Annotated in this window: 9 protein-coding genes; 4 read left to right on the top strand and 5 right to left on the bottom strand. The window is 39.6% G+C overall.

Going from position 1 to position 14,767, the window contains the following annotated elements:
• Positions 1–22: 22 nt before the first annotated feature.
• Together RMY63_RS25685 and RMY63_RS25680 are read right to left on the bottom strand one after the other, a co-directional pair.
• On the bottom strand, positions 23–463 hold the full coding sequence (locus RMY63_RS25685) for a transposase (RefSeq protein ID WP_322731412.1): 441 nt from the start codon (positions 461–463) through the stop codon (positions 23–25).
• Positions 464–496: 33 nt separating this feature from the next.
• Positions 497–2,317 carry a tetratricopeptide repeat protein gene (locus RMY63_RS25680; RefSeq protein WP_322731411.1) on the bottom strand — a complete coding sequence of 607 codons (1,821 nt, stop codon included), beginning with the start codon at positions 2,315–2,317 and terminating at the stop codon, positions 497–499.
• A 946-nt stretch (positions 2,318–3,263) separates the two neighbouring features.
• On the opposite strand from RMY63_RS25680, the gene RMY63_RS25675 reads away from it, so the two are divergent.
• The gene (locus RMY63_RS25675) at positions 3,264–4,874 is read left to right on the top strand and encodes an acyl--CoA ligase family protein (RefSeq protein WP_322731410.1); all 1,611 of its coding nucleotides are present in this window, start codon (positions 3,264–3,266) and stop codon (positions 4,872–4,874) included.
• A gap of 29 nt (positions 4,875–4,903) precedes the next feature.
• Here RMY63_RS25675 and RMY63_RS25670 read toward each other — a convergent pair whose 3' ends face one another.
• The gene (locus tag RMY63_RS25670; RefSeq protein ID WP_322731409.1) at positions 4,904–8,071 is read right to left on the bottom strand and encodes a plasmid replication protein, CyRepA1 family; all 3,168 of its coding nucleotides are present in this window, start codon (positions 8,069–8,071) and stop codon (positions 4,904–4,906) included.
• Between the two features lie 697 nt (positions 8,072–8,768).
• On the opposite strand from RMY63_RS25670, the gene RMY63_RS25665 reads away from it, so the two are divergent.
• On the top strand, positions 8,769–9,584 hold the full coding sequence (locus RMY63_RS25665; protein WP_322731408.1) for a hypothetical protein: 816 nt from the start codon (positions 8,769–8,771) through the stop codon (positions 9,582–9,584).
• Between the two features lie 144 nt (positions 9,585–9,728).
• On the opposite strand, the gene RMY63_RS25660 is transcribed toward RMY63_RS25665, so the two are convergent.
• Positions 9,729–9,914 (bottom strand): hypothetical protein, encoded by a 186-nt coding sequence (locus RMY63_RS25660; RefSeq protein ID WP_322731407.1) that lies wholly within the window; start codon positions 9,912–9,914, stop codon positions 9,729–9,731.
• Positions 9,915–10,381: 467 nt separating this feature from the next.
• Complete coding sequence (gene bchB, locus RMY63_RS25655; protein WP_322731406.1) at positions 10,382–11,908, bottom strand: ferredoxin:protochlorophyllide reductase (ATP-dependent) subunit B; 1,527 nt, start codon at positions 11,906–11,908, stop codon at positions 10,382–10,384.
• 449 nt (positions 11,909–12,357) lie between these two features.
• Between bchB and RMY63_RS25650 the strand changes: the two genes are divergently transcribed.
• Positions 12,358–13,047, top strand: a complete 690-nt coding sequence (locus tag RMY63_RS25650; RefSeq protein ID WP_322731405.1) for a Uma2 family endonuclease — start codon at positions 12,358–12,360, stop codon at positions 13,045–13,047.
• Between the two features lie 146 nt (positions 13,048–13,193).
• Complete coding sequence (gene dnaN, locus RMY63_RS25645) at positions 13,194–14,357, top strand: DNA polymerase III subunit beta (protein WP_322731404.1); 1,164 nt, start codon at positions 13,194–13,196, stop codon at positions 14,355–14,357.
• The last annotated feature ends 410 nt before the right edge of the window (positions 14,358–14,767 follow it).

Here is a 14,767-nt window from a genome sequence, read left to right as displayed (position 1 = left end):
ATTTTATTCTTCTACCACTTTTTTATGCCGTATTTATATTTCGGATAGGTCTATTTAAATCTTCTATCCCTATGACTGCGTGTTTTTTGCTGAGATAGGTGGTGATTTTATGTAATGAATCTTTTCTGGTGTTGGCTATCTTTTGGTGTAGTCTCGCTATTTTGATAGTGGCTTTTTTGTAATTATTTGAACCGACTTGTTTATGTCGGTTCAAATATTGCATTCTTGCTAGTTTAGATTCATATTTTTTATAACTTTTTACTCCATCAAATATTTTTCCTGTTGATAATGTGGCTAAATGATTGATTCCTAAATCAACTCCGACTCCGACAAACTCTTGTTTTTTTAAGGCTTGACTAGAGAACTTTTGCAAGAGACTCCATGAGCGGCGCTCACAAGGAACAATGAAAATACCTCTTTCCCAATCCCCATTACCCCTTATCCCCAGAGGGGGCCCCACCATCCCCAGTCCCCAGTCCCTATTTTCAAGCTAGGTCTAATGAAGTTGTTCAATTAGCTCAACAATTTGTTGATAATACTGGATATTCCCTTCTTGGTAATATAAGTCTGCGGATTTCTGAAAATCGGTAATTGCTCCTTGAGAGTCTCCCAGATTCCGATATACATCTGCCCGAAGGATGTAGGCTGAAGCCCAATTAGGCTGACGCTGTAAGGCTTGGTTTAAGTCTGCAAGCGCTCCTTGTAAGTCTCCCAATAGAGAACGGCTACGACCCCGATTGTACCAGTCTTCGGCAAAGCTGGGGTCGATCGCGATCGCTCGACTGTAATCTTCTATTGCCCCTTGATAATCTTCTAAAGCATAGCGAGCATTGGCGCGATCGCTGTAAAATGCAGCAGATTGGGGATTGATTTGCAAAGCTTGGGTGTAATCTGCGATCGCACTTTCATAAGCTTCTAAAGCATAATGTGTAGAACCTCGGTTGTAATATGCTTCAATTAAATCAGGATTAATTTTTAATGCTTGATTATAATCTGCGATCGCCCCATGTTCATCTCCTAAAAGACGACGAGCATTTCCGCGATTGCAGTACGCTTCGGAAAAATCAGGAACAAGCTCTATGGCTTGAGTGTTATCATCAATTGCTCCCTGTAAATCTTGCAGAGCTTCACGGGCAATACTCCGACCATAATAAGCTGCGGCTAAATTATCATTAATTTGCAATGCTCGATCGTAATCTTTAATTGCTCCTTTATAATCTCCTACAGAACGACGAGCCGCCGCGCGATCGCAATATCCTTCTGCTAAATTAGGATTGAGTTGTAATAGCCGATTGCTATCTTCAATTGCACCTTGATAATCTCCCAATCGGCGACGAGCATTAGCCCGAAAGCCGTATACTAAAGCTAAAGTCGGATTTTCTTGTAATGCTTGGTCATAATCTGCGAGCGCACCCTGATAATCTTCAAGAGTACTACGAACCAGACCTCGCTCACAATAAGCTTGCAGATCATCAGGATTCAGCTTTAATGCTTGGTTAAAGTCTTCGATTGCTCCCTGATAGTTTTTCAGGTGAGCAAGCACCAGACCCCGATTATAGTACGCTCCAGCAAAGTTGGGATTGATTTCTAGGGCGTGATTGTAATCTGCGATCGCACTTTGATAATCTGCTAAAGCATAGTGAGCATTACCTCGATTATGATAAGCCTCCGCCAAGTTAGGATCTAATTGTAATGCCTGGTTATGGTCAGCGATCGCTTCCTGATAATTGCCTAAAATATGGTGAATATTGCCGCGATTGCTGTAAGCTGCGGCAAAATGGGGATGCCATTGTAAAGCTTGTTGAAAATCTGCGATTGCGCCTTGACGATCGCCACGTTCAAAACGAGCTACGCCCCGATTATGATAAGCATTAGCAATATCAATATTAATATTATCAGCTAATTGGGTACTCATTTCTATTGTTTGGATATAATCTGCGATCGCTTTGTCGTAGTTTTCCAAAGCAAAGTAGGCATTCCCTCGGCTGTGGTAAGATTGCGCCAGATTGGGATCTAATTGTAATGCGACGTTATGATCGGCGATCGCGCCTTGATAATCGGCTAAAAAGTAACGAGCATTGGCCCGGTTGTAAAAAGCTATGGCAAAATTGGGATTAATTTCGATAGCGCGATTGAAGTTAACGATTGCATTGCGATAATCTTTGAGTTGACCACTTAAAATCAGCCCTCGATTATGGTAAGCTTCGGCATAGTCAGGATTTAACTTGATTGCTTGGGTGTAAGCTGCGATCGCGGCTTGATAGTCCCCTTGTAAATTTTGGTTTAATCCTTGGTTGAAAAAATCTTCAGAATTCATATAATTTTTTTTGGTTTTTGACATTCTCTAGCCTAAGAGGTTGTTTGAAAAGTGATTGGCTGTAATTTTAATCAAATTTTTACCCCCCTTAATCCCCCCTTGTAAAGGGGGGAAACAAGAAAAATCTGGTTCCCTCCCCTTTATAAAGGCTATCCATTATAAACATCTTTCTTAACATTTTGAGAGGATTCACTTACGTTTTTATAACCCTGATTCGTTCGTTGTTTATTTTCAATAAAACCCCAGTTTTGCTGAGAATATTAAGCGCTAATTTGTCAAGTATGCCTAACACCCCAGTCTCTAAGGTGGGTATAAAATAAGGATTTCAAGATTGTAAAGAAAGATGTATGTAACGCATAGCTTGTAAAGGGGGGAAACAAGAAAAATCCGGTTCCCTCCCCTTTATAAAAGGAGGGTTAGGGTAGGGGAAAAAATATTTGATACATCAATTATGACTTTTCAAACATCCTCTAAAGCATTGGGATTCTTAACGATATGTTTTATAGCGTTTCCTAATCACATGAGGTACATCATAGCCCCCTCCACGAAATAGCGGGGAGGGGGTTGGGGGTGGGGTTCTTGCACCTCACTCAACCGAGAACTGCTATAAAAACAATTCTAACGACTATTGTATTTGTTGGAAGGTTTTTTATTTTAATCTTGCGAACCAGTTTGAGTTATTTAAAATTAGATACCTTTAGACAGTTTGGAAATTAGTTATTATTAAATAACTTATAACTATTTGTTCTTTCTCCAATTTCATATTTAATTATCTTCTGTAATGATTAATTAGCAGTTAACTATCAACTATATAACTTAATTTACCACCTAAGCGGTTTTTCTGGGGAATCAGACTATTGTTATGCAGTTTTCGAATACCTTACTTGATAACCTTTATCGCTCAATGGTATGCTCATGCAGTAAATAATTACTGTTAGCATTAGCCATGAACCCTGAAGCAGTTGAGCGCAGCATTCTTACACCTTTAACTTTTATTCAACGTAGTGCTAAAGTCTATAGTCATAAAGTTGCTATTACATATAATCAAAAACGCTTCACCTACAGCGAATTTGCTCAGAGGATAAATTGTCTAGCCTCAGCACTGCATTATGCTGGACTTAAAAAAGGCGATCGTGTCGCTTTTTTTTGTTTCAATACTCCACCCATGCTAGAAGCCCATTTTGCAGTGCCTTTAGCTGGTGGAATTTTAGTATCGATTAATACTCGTTTAGCTTCCCAAGAAGTTGTTTATATCTTGAATGATTGCGGTGCTAAATTTCTCTTTGTTGATACAGAGTTAGCAAATATAATTCGACCGATTCAAAATAGTCTAGAAAGTGTTAAGTATATAATCAATATCAGCGATATTGAAGTATTTGAACCTATAAATGGAGAGGATTATGAAGCATTTCTCCAAACTGGTATTCCTACTCCTTTATCTTGGGTAATTACGGATGAAATGGATACGATTTCTATTAATTACACTAGTGGGACTTCTGGTAAACCCAAAGGTGTAATGTATTCCCATCGCGGTGCATATATTAACTCTTTAGGAGAAATAATTGAAACAACACTAACACCTAACTCAGTTTATTTATGGACTCTGCCTATGTTTCACTGCAATGGTTGGTGTTTTACTTGGGCGGTAACTGCTATTGGTGGTACTCATATTTGTTTGCGTAAGTTTAACCCCGCTAATATTTGGAAGTTAATTCAACAACAAGGAGTAACTCATTTAAATGCTGCACCTGTAATTTTAATTTCTCTCCTCAATCATCCAGACTGTCCGCAATTATTAGCAAAACCTCTAACTATTACTACAGCAGGCGCACCACCATCACCAATATTGATTGAAAAACTTACTAACATTGGCGCAAAAATTATTCACGTTTATGGTTTAACAGAAGTTTATGGCCCATATAGTGTTTGTGAATATCAATCAGATTGGAATAATTTAAATATTGAAAAACAAGCAAAACTTATGGCACGCCAAGGCGTACCTTATATCGGTGCAGATGGTTTGCGAGTTGTAGATCAAAATCTGAATGATGTCCCGGCGGACGGTCAAACAATGGGGGAAGTGGTGATGCGAGGAAATATGGTGATGAAGGGCTATTATAATGATCCAGAAGCAACCGAAAGGGTATTTAGAGGAGGATGGTTTCATAGCGGTGATTTAGCAATAATGCACCCTGACGGTTATATTGAGGTGCGCGATCGCATTAAAGATATTATCATTACAAATGGGGAAAATGTCTCTAGTATTGAAGTTGAACAATGTCTTTACCGCCATGAAGCCGTGTTAGAGTGTGCAGTTATTGCTGTACCTCATACCAAGCGTGGTGAAGTGCCAAAAGCTTTTGTTACCCTTAAAGAAAACGCGCAAGTTACAGAACAAGAATTAATCCAATTTTGCCGCCATCAAATTGCTGCTTTTAAATGCCCTACGACGATTGAATTTACTACTCTGCCAAAAACTAGCACTGGTAAAATTCAAAAGTATCTGTTACGAGAAAAAGAATGGATAGGTTATGAAAAGAGGATTTATGGCAGTTAGTTGCGATACTCAAAAATAATTCAGGATTGCTATATCTTTGATAACGGAAGAGTAGGCATAGACATCATATAGTTTGTTTTTACAGACTTCGTTTGTGTAATTTCAAATTTCCATTCTGAAGAATAATCAGGCAGATCATAGCCAACATTCTTAACATGAGCCAACATCAACTCATCTCGTTTATGCCAAACAGCAAATATTTTCTCCCTGCCATCATATAACGTTTCTAAATCGATTTGATAAACGTCATTTACTCGCTTCAGCTTCAAACCCAACAAATTTAATAGTCGGCTGAGTATTTTTATTGCCGAAACCTGCTCTTCCTCTCCAATTAAATTAATACCAAGCGCTCTTTTAATATGCTTACTATGCTGAAAAACGATATTTTTTAATAATATCAAATCTGGATCATTCTCATTAAATTCGCGTTTTTCTTCGAGAAACTGAAGCATTCCTAAAGCTCTCATAGCTTCAACTTTTAGCGTGTAAGTTTTTAAATCTGGTAAAAAAACTTTTCCTTCACCCCAAGACAATTGTTGATGCCACTCTTGCTCATCTCTAACGTGAAAATACTCGCTTTCGTGAGTTAAATAATAGTGAATTAACAGTTGACGATAATATCCTTGTTCATCCTGTAATTTCAGCCAAGGAGTAATTTCTACACCATATCTTTGTCTAAGAATATATTTGTTAATTTGGTTGCGTTCTCCATCCGTTAGGGAATGCTTAACTAACATCTGCTCATATTCCATATAATTGATATCTTTAGCATTAGCCACAGCAGTTGCGATCGATAGTTGATTTTGCTGCTTAATTTCTTTAATTTTGCGTTTAATTTCTTTAGCTTTTTGACGACTTTGTGCCCAATCTTTTTGAACTTTAACAATTTCTAAAATTAACCTTTTGCGGGTAGCTAAATCACCTGCATCAGTTGCCAAAAAGGCTAGACGTAAATCTCGAATAATATTATTGTGAACAGCATTACTCCGCATCTGAATTTGATGCCCATCAGCAATCAAACCATCTTGCATCGATTGACGGTAGAAGCGAATAGAAGCATTTACTCGTGCAGATAACTTAGCCCAAGTTCGCAAATGAATCGGGTCATAAACTAAGGGTAAATCCACATCTATTTTATGTAGTGGACTCAGCAAAGCTAAATTTTCTTTTTGATTTTCTTGATACCAATCAGATAACAAGCGATAATTTGTACTCCCACTACCAATTAAACCAATACCTCGTTTAGCGCACCAGACAACACGCGGCACATTATCCCTGACTCTTGCTAGCGCTTGTCTTGCTTCCGAGTCAGGAATTACTCCTTGAAAAATGCCATAAACTCGGTCAAAATGTTGGACATCAATACTAATTCCTGTACCAAGGCTAGGGGTAACAAAAACACCGTCATATTCAGATATTTTTTGATTAATGGCTGCAATAAAATCAACCGCTGCATGACCAGGGGTATTTATAGTATGACTACTAACTACCAAAGTTTTAGGAAATTGTCGCCGTAATTTTTGTAGCCGTTCTTTCAGATAACGTTCAATTGTTTCACAACTATAACGCCCAGCCCGACTATCAGTAGTAACATAACATTTTCGTCCAGCAAGTAAATCCAATTCTAGTTGGTGAATTAGCGGTGTTGGGTTTGGTGAATCATAAAAAGTCACATCCCAACCATGCTGAGGTTTCCACTGGTTGAGAACTACCCAAGGTGTTAATTTCATTCCCGCCAATCCCTGTAAATATTCCAGTGAAACATCTGACAAATCAGCATCTTGAGCAATTACTAATCCTCCACTTGTTAAAACTGTCGCAATCAGTTGCTGGAATAACTTTAATATTTTTACCCGCTTATGCTTACAAGTATTACTGTTTAATAAATGCCATAAAGATTGCTCTACTTCATCTAAAATTACTATTGCTCCCCGCCAATTTTCCGGGTTAAGTTTCCAAATCGAATCAACACACAAGCCGAGGGATTGCTGAGGAAATAGAGAGCAGAGGATGGGAGGAGCAGGAGTAAGTGTTTTATCAATCCTTTTTTCTCCATCTTCTTTATGTGTTCCCCATTGAATACCAATTTTTTCACACAAAAATCGTCCAAGTAGGATTCTGTGGGTAATTAATAAAACGGGTTGGTTTATATTTTTTGCTTGTTGAACAACGCCTTGCAATGCCGTAGTTTTCCCCGTTCCTTTTGCTGATTTGACTCCTACTAATCCAGAGGTGGGGAAAGGTATTTCACTTATATAAGGACGGTTGAAGGTAAGTGCAGCAGGAATACTTAACTCAGTGTGGGGTTTGGTTTGAGCAAGATAAATTTCTAAATCAACACTTTGGCGATAAATTTTATCGAAGCTATTTGCACCCTTAGCAACAATAAATTCATCAACCCCTTTTTCCATTCCTGGAAGTTCGATGACTTTAACAGGGCAATTTTTTTGCTGGAATAAACAACCAAGTTGAGAAATAGCATTATTTACAGCAGCAATTGTCTTGGGTTGAGTTTCAAAATCAAAGCAAATGTAAAAGCTGCGTTTTGTAATTGCAAACGCTGCTAAATCAGGAATTAGCTGACGACGGGTAACTTTACCAAATTCATCTTTCACAACCCGATAACCACTGGTAATTCCGGGAATGGCAATAGCTACATATCCTTGTGTCAACAACGTGGCTGCTTTCTTTACACCCTCGCAGATGACAAGGGGGATATTCTGTTGCATCACCCATTGCCAAAAGCCTCCAGCTTCACCATCAGCAGTAATGGTAATATTGTCAGGCATGACTAGATTGTAACGTCCAGCGACTTGCTGCCATACTTGCAACGTTACCCGCAAACAAAACACTCGCGTTGGTGTGCTTGGGGGATGCTCGTACTTGATGGACTTGCCATTGTGATTTTGTCGGGGTTGGTTTGGCTTAAAGCATCCCCATTCCATCATTTGCCAATTATTCAGAGGGTCTAGTCCCGAACACCACCAACCACCTTCTGTGATATGAGCATAACGCTGCAACCAACTACTTTTCACCATTCCGGTATTGGTGCGGGGGAGTAGCTCAGAAATCAACAGGTACTCATAAGCTGTTACACCTTGGAGCGACCTAAAATTGAGATACAGTAAGTGTAAGTCTATACCACTACTGTTGACTAATTCTTCAAGGTGTTGGGGGTGTAAATAGTGCAGATGCATAGGGAAAGCCTCAAAGGTAAGACAATGAGATTAAAACACTAACATGCATCTACTTTTTTTTAATACGCGAGATTGCGAAGCTTTTATGATGTTTTTTTTACTTCGTTATTGGAGGCACATCGGTTAAAGCTCTAGTGGGTTATTCTGCCTATTAGATCCCCGAAGTAATAATTTTGTATTGTGATATTTGTTCGCTTTTAATTTTTATTTATCAGTAAATTTCTGCGTTAAAAAATGCGATCGCTGCATGGCATCGCTATAAGGTAATATATTCATTGAGTGAACTTTCGGGGATGTAGTTATTTTGTTTATGCTTGTATATTTTATGCCCAGCAACATGCGATACCAAGGGAGAGCCTAGCAGCGATGGCACATCCTCAACCATTGCCTACCGAACTCAATGCTATTTGATTATGCGATCGCTATAAATCATAACCATTTTACGAAATATCTTATGCACATAGTTTGAGAAATGGTATTAATCTATGGCTTTGTCAAGATTCCTAAACGCGCAAATAATGTTAAAAAATAAGAACATTTTCTGGGAACTACTGTTGACAAAGTTGATTTTTTATATAAATGGAGTGGAACTTCTTTAGTAAAAGAGGGATCTAGTTAGTTTGATCATTAACTATTCACTCCTTGGGGAGGCGGTTAGTCTCTAGTAATAGATAACATATTTTTAAACTGTAAAATTATGTGGAAATCAAAGTTAGTATTTAGATTTATACTGTCAGCTGCGGCGATCGCCACTAGCGTGCAGCTAAGTTCAGCGAGTGACTATGCTATTGCTGAAAGTGCATCTTCCAATCCGACTGTCGAATCTGGGCAACAAAATCAAGCTTTAGAAGATGCCAAGGTTGCGATGGTAGGAGTTGGCATAGGAGCGATCGCAGGCTTACTAATTTCTGGTTTATGGTATCAGAAACGTCGTTACCACAAAATCCAGTCACGTGCCAAAATAAACCGCTTTCGTGAAGAGTTTCTCTGCGGCTCTTTAGCAGATTATTACTTATCTAATTCTAAAGCAAATACTTCACCTACAAATTCTCAGAAAACTTTACCAACACCAACTCAAGAAGAATCTTCTACTTCTGAGGAAACTTTCGTAACGCCGACTAAAGAAGAAATATCCGATCCCTCTACTTGTGAAACAAATAATCTAGCCGCAGAACCCACGCCAGCCACAGCATCTAATTTATTATCTGAATCCTACCACAAGTTAATCGAGGAAATTGTTAATACTGCCCTCAACAATCAAATCAGTTCTAAAGAGTATATATATAGCCAATTAGTAGAAAATGTGAGCAGTGGTAATAGTGAAATCTTTGAACGCTGTTTGAGCGATCGCTTGCATTCCACCCAATCTGAACTACATAAAGTAATAAATTCTCCGAGTTTATTCCAAAAAGAGACTCCTGAGTTAAAAAAAGCTCGTTTAAATCGTACCTTGAAGGCATTACAAACTATTCAAGGGGAATGGGAACAAATCCAAAAACAAAAACTAAATTAAGCCCCAGTTACCGCAGCTGCACAACAAATTATTACCACTGAAAAGCTTCTTGCTTTTCAGTCTTGTTACAAAACCGAACTAACATTATTAAATTTATTGGTATGGACGGTTATGATTACTTGTTTCTACCCAATAGGCGAGGTTTTACCAAAATTCTGGATGAAATACAGCATCTCGCACTTTATTTTCTTGATGTAGGAGAAAACCACGATCAATATCTCCAGCAAACTTTGCAGCAGGAGCTAAAAATTGGCGAATAAAGTCTTTTCGGTGCTGCACTAGATTTATATTCTGTTCGTTCTTTACAGTTTGGGGACGTTGTAACAGCACGTTTTCCTCAACAAAACCCTTTCAATGTATGATTAGTCCTCAGTTATTATTCAGACCTGGTATTTTTTTCTATCCTGCTTAAAAGGTCAATAATTGCTATTAAAGCTGCTGTCAGAATATATATAATAATACAGGTAATAATTATAGAAATAAAAGGTAAGAAAAAAATTATATTAGGTGTACTAAAACTTACAAAACCAAATATTGAAAATATTACAATAAAAAAAATGACTACAATAAAAAAGCCGACAAACTGAAGTATTTTTAGTGTAGTAACTAATCTGGTATACAGTCTATTTTCGTTCAATCTGCTGGATAATTGATTGTTGCTCATAAATACACTATTTTTAATAAATTAGTTTGTGCAAGAAAATTTATTTAATAATAAGCAGAAGAGTGTTTTTTCAAAGAAACACTCTTCTATGGAATTTTAGCTATCAGTTTCATAACTGATAACTAAATTATCATTAAGCCCCAACAGCTTCCTTGGCAGCGTAAAGAACCTCAGCATTGATTTCCTTGAAACCGCGATCGCGGGCAAATTTTTCAGTATTACGCTTGACTTTGCCACGAACAAATCCTGGAATCTTATTCAATTCTGCTTGACCATCTTTTGTCCAATTCAAATCAGAATCAGCAGAAATTCCCCTAGTAATTACTTCTTTGGTATCATGACCGCCAAAGATTTCTAATAGGTGATCTTCCATTCCCAAAGTGAAGGAATTGTAGATCAAATCGGTAATCTGATTCGTGCCTTCGTAACCCATAAATGGTTTGTAACCAATGGGGAAGTTTTGGACGTGGATTGGTGCAGCAATTACGCCGCAGGGAATATCCAAACGCTTACCAACGTGGCGTTCCATTTGGGTGCCGAAAATGGCAGAGGGTTCGACACGAGCGATCGCATCCCCAATTGCACCATGATCTTCAGAAATTAGCACTTCATCGCAATACTCGCTGACCTGTTCGCGGAACCAATCTGCATCATATTTACAGTAGGTTCCAGCCCAAACAACATGAATCCCCATTTCTCGCGCCAGAATCTTGGTAATAGCAGCAGCGTGGGTATTGTCACCAAAGACCACAGCTTTTTTGCCAGTCAAGTTTTGACAGTCAATCGAACGGGAGAACCAAGCAGCCTGAGAGACATGTAAGGTTTGCTCATTGATGAAGTCTTCATAGTCAACTTCTGCACCTTGAGCGTTAATTACCTGCTGAATCTTGCGAATACAACGGGCAGTTTCCACTACACCCATTGGAGTAATGTCTATATAAGGTGTGCCAAATTGTTTTTCCAGGTAACGGGCTGTGGTCAAACCGAGTTCACGGTAAGGCACTAAGTTAAACCAGGCTTTGGACATCTTTTTCAAGTCATTCACCGAAGCACCTTCAGGAATTAAAGTATTTACCTCAATTCCCAAGTCAGCCATCAGGCGTTTGAGTTCGGTGCAGTCGTGATTGTTGTGGAAACCAAGGGTGGTAGTACCGATAATGTTAACCGAGGGCTTTGCTGTTTTGCCCTCTGCCAATTCGCCCCGCTTCCGGGCTTTTTCGATGTAATATTGGACAATTTGATCGAGAGTGCGATCGGCAGCTTGCAGTTCGTTGTAGCGGTAGTGGTTCACATCCGCCAGCATGACATCTCCTTTCGCTTCCAGCTGCGCCCGTTCGACAAAGTTGTGCAAATCCTCTTGTAAAATGCTGGAGGTGCAGGTGGGAGTTAACACAATCAAATCTGGGTGTTCCTCGGCATCTTTGCGGGTGATGTTATCTACCACCTTCTCTTGGGAACCGCGTGCCAAAACGTTGCGATCGACGACACTGGTTGTCACCGGAGTAAAATCCCTCTCCCGCGATAGCATAGAGCGCATGACGTTGAAGTAGTCATCGCCAAGTGGGGCGTGCATAATCGCATGAACATTTTTAAAAGAACTAGCGATTCGCAGAGTGCCGATGTGGGCTGGGCCAGCATACATCCAGTAAGCCAATTTCATGTTTGTGTCTCCCTTTTAAACTCAAATAACTAAGTAAATGGGCGTAAAAAATATAAGATAGAGCTTACCACCAACCCCTTCGGTGGGTAGTTTACCGCCGTAGGCATCGCCCAGCGTACCCTTAGCAGGGAAGGGGAGAGGTTTGGAGAGAGGTATTATCTTTAATTCAGCCCATTTACTTATAAGTACTTGATTATTAAATCGTTTCTGATTTTCTCAAACCTGCTGGCTGAAAAAAAATAAGGTTTGTTGCGGGTTTTAGGGGAGAAAATATAGCTGAAACCTATTTAATGCTTGGGATGCAGCTATCAATTTAAACAACATTCCTGGTGATTTTGTAAAAAAATCTTAATATTCCGGTAAATTTGTTGATTTATCTCTCATTCCTTAGTAGGTTGCGTTTTTACCTAATTCGCTAAGATGTACACAAGCTTATTTTCACAACAATTATGGTGAAAACCCCTTTCCAGCTTTGGACAATTCCTCCTTTAGAAAATGGCGACAAACTCACCCGCTACGAGTTTGAGCGTCGCTATAATGCCACCCCTAACTTGAAAAAAGCTGAATTAACCGAAGGGATTGTCTATATTATGCCTGCTGCTCTGCGTTTCCGAAGTCACGGTCAACCGCATGGTTGGATTTTGGCATGGCTTGGTACTTACGAAGCTGCGACTTCTGGTGTAGCGTTGGGAGTTGAACCTACCGTTCGCTTAGACTTAGATAACGAACCTCAACCCGATGCTGTTCTGTTGATTGAACCGGAAGCAGGTGGTCAAACGCGGCTGAGTGAAGATGATTATATTGAAGGTGCGCCAGAATTAGTTGTGGAAATTGCTGCTAGTAGTGCAGCTATTGATCTTCATGGCAAAAAACAGGCTTATCGTCGCAACGGTGTCAAAGAATATATTGTTTGGCAAGTTTTAGACCAAAAATTGACTTGGTTTTCTCTTGAACAGGGTGAATATCTGGAATTAGTACATGACAATGAAGACATTTTGCGAAGTCGGGTATTTCCAGGGTTGTGGTTAGCGACGACGGAGTTATTAGCAGGTAATATGCAGGGTGTATTGAAGGTTTTACAAACAGGTTTACAGTCTGCTGATCATGGGGATTTTATCAAGAAATTAGGTAGCGATTAACCCGTTCTAAATAGGGAAAGTCTCTTAAGAAATTTATGTTTGCACACCAAATTCTTCTGGAGCACGCTTACGCGCTAACCAAAAAACAGCGATCGCCTATAAACAATAAGGATGTTACCATATCTTTCACCAGCTGAATCTGACTTATGAAATTAGTTTGCTCCCAAAGCGATCTCAGTACAAACCTCTCACTCGTTAGTCGTGCAGTACCCTCACGACCAACTCATCCAGTACTTGCCAATGTGCTGTTGCAAGCGGATGCCCAAACTAACCAAGTAAGCTTAACAGCCTTCGATCTCAGCTTGGGAATCCGCACCAGCTTTAACGCAGAGGTATGGCAAAGTGGTGCGATCGCACTTCCTGCTAAATTACTTGTAGACATCACCTCTCGTCTTCCAGAAGGCGAAATCACTCTCGATGATGAATCAGCCCTCACAGGTGCAACATCTGGTGGAGAAGGTTTAATAGTCACACTCACACCCAAAAGTGGACATTACCAAGTCCGAGCAATGGGGCCGGAAGAATTTCCCGAACTCCCTGTAATTGAAAATACAGAAGTAATCCATCTCACCACCACCGCATTAATTGAAGGATTACGCGGTTCATTGTTTGCCACTAGTGCTGATGAAACCAAGCAAGTACTCACAGGAGTACATTTAACAGTTAAACAAGATACTCTAGAATTTGCAGCCACCGATGGACATCGCCTAGCAGTAGTAGAAACTAGCAACGAGCGTCCTCTAGGCGGAACTAGTCAACTAGAAGTGACAGTACCAGCTAGAGCATTACGCGAACTCCAAAGAATGTTGGCTCATAGCGCCTCATCAGATGAACCTGTAGCTTTATATTTCGATCAAGGTCAAGTTGTGTTTGCATGGCAAAATCAACGCTTGACTAGTCGCACATTAGAAGGGCAATATCCTGCTTATCGACAATTAATTCCCCGCCAATTTGAGCGACAAGTAACAATTGAACGGCGACAATTTGTCAGCACTTTGGAGCGGATTGCTGTGTTAGCCGATCAAAAAAATAATATTGTCAAGCTCAGTATTGATAGCGAAGCTCAAGAAATTACCTTATCTTGTGAAGCTCAAGATGTAGGCAGTGGTAGAGAGTCGATGCCAGCACAAATTTCTGGGGAAAATATTGAAATTGCTTTTAACATTAAATATTTGATGGAAGGCTTAAAAGAATTACCATCTACCGAAATTCAAATGCATTTAAATCAAAGCTTAACTCCAGTAATTTTTACACCATTGGGCGCTTTGAAAATGACCTATTTAGCTATGCCTGTGCAACTTAGAAGTTAGAGGTGATATAGGACTACTATTTTATTTTTGAAAAGATACGTAGGGTGCGTTAGCGATAGCGTAACGCACCGAATCCTTAAGAATGGTGCGTTACGCAAAATGCTAACTATAAGCTAAATCTTTGAGCCTAAGCCAGACTAAAATAGCGCGAGGCTTTCATGATTTCTTTGAATACGACCCTTACGGCATTAACATGATTCAATACCAGTCAATTGCTTTAAAATAGCGATCGCACTGTGCCAGTTGCGTAAGTCCTGACTTATTTGCCCAACAAACTTTCTATTGATATTTACCCTAAAGACTTGCCTGCACTACCTCCTGCTCTTTTTTAGTCCGTCCAACTCACGTTAACAAATCGCGATCGCAATCAGGCGGGTGCGGGAGCGCCATCGCGCTTTGTTTGGGATTTG

The sequence above is a fragment of the Nostoc sp. ChiQUE01b genome (assembly GCF_034531255.1).
Taxonomy (GTDB): Bacteria; Cyanobacteriota; Cyanobacteriia; order Cyanobacteriales; family Nostocaceae; genus Nostoc.
Note: the sequence above shows the minus strand (reverse complement) of the source record. Positions and strands in the feature narration are given on the sequence as shown.

Bases quoted from the DNA above. Each gene is read 5' to 3' on its own strand.
- RMY63_RS25685 (WP_322731412.1), bottom strand. From the start codon at position 463: ATGGTGGGGCCCCCTCTGGGGATAAGGGGTAATGGGGATTGGGAAAGA.
- RMY63_RS25680 (WP_322731411.1), bottom strand. From the start codon at position 2,317: ATGAATTCTGAAGATTTTTTCAACCAAGGATTAAACCAAAATTTACAA.
- RMY63_RS25675 (WP_322731410.1), top strand. From the start codon at position 3,264: ATGAACCCTGAAGCAGTTGAGCGCAGCATTCTTACACCTTTAACTTTT.
- RMY63_RS25670 (WP_322731409.1), bottom strand. From the start codon at position 8,071: ATGCATCTGCACTATTTACACCCCCAACACCTTGAAGAATTAGTCAAC.
- RMY63_RS25665 (WP_322731408.1), top strand. From the start codon at position 8,769: ATGTGGAAATCAAAGTTAGTATTTAGATTTATACTGTCAGCTGCGGCG.
- bchB (WP_322731406.1), bottom strand. From the start codon at position 11,908: ATGAAATTGGCTTACTGGATGTATGCTGGCCCAGCCCACATCGGCACT.
- RMY63_RS25650 (WP_322731405.1), top strand. From the start codon at position 12,358: ATGGTGAAAACCCCTTTCCAGCTTTGGACAATTCCTCCTTTAGAAAAT.
- dnaN (WP_322731404.1), top strand. From the start codon at position 13,194: ATGAAATTAGTTTGCTCCCAAAGCGATCTCAGTACAAACCTCTCACTC.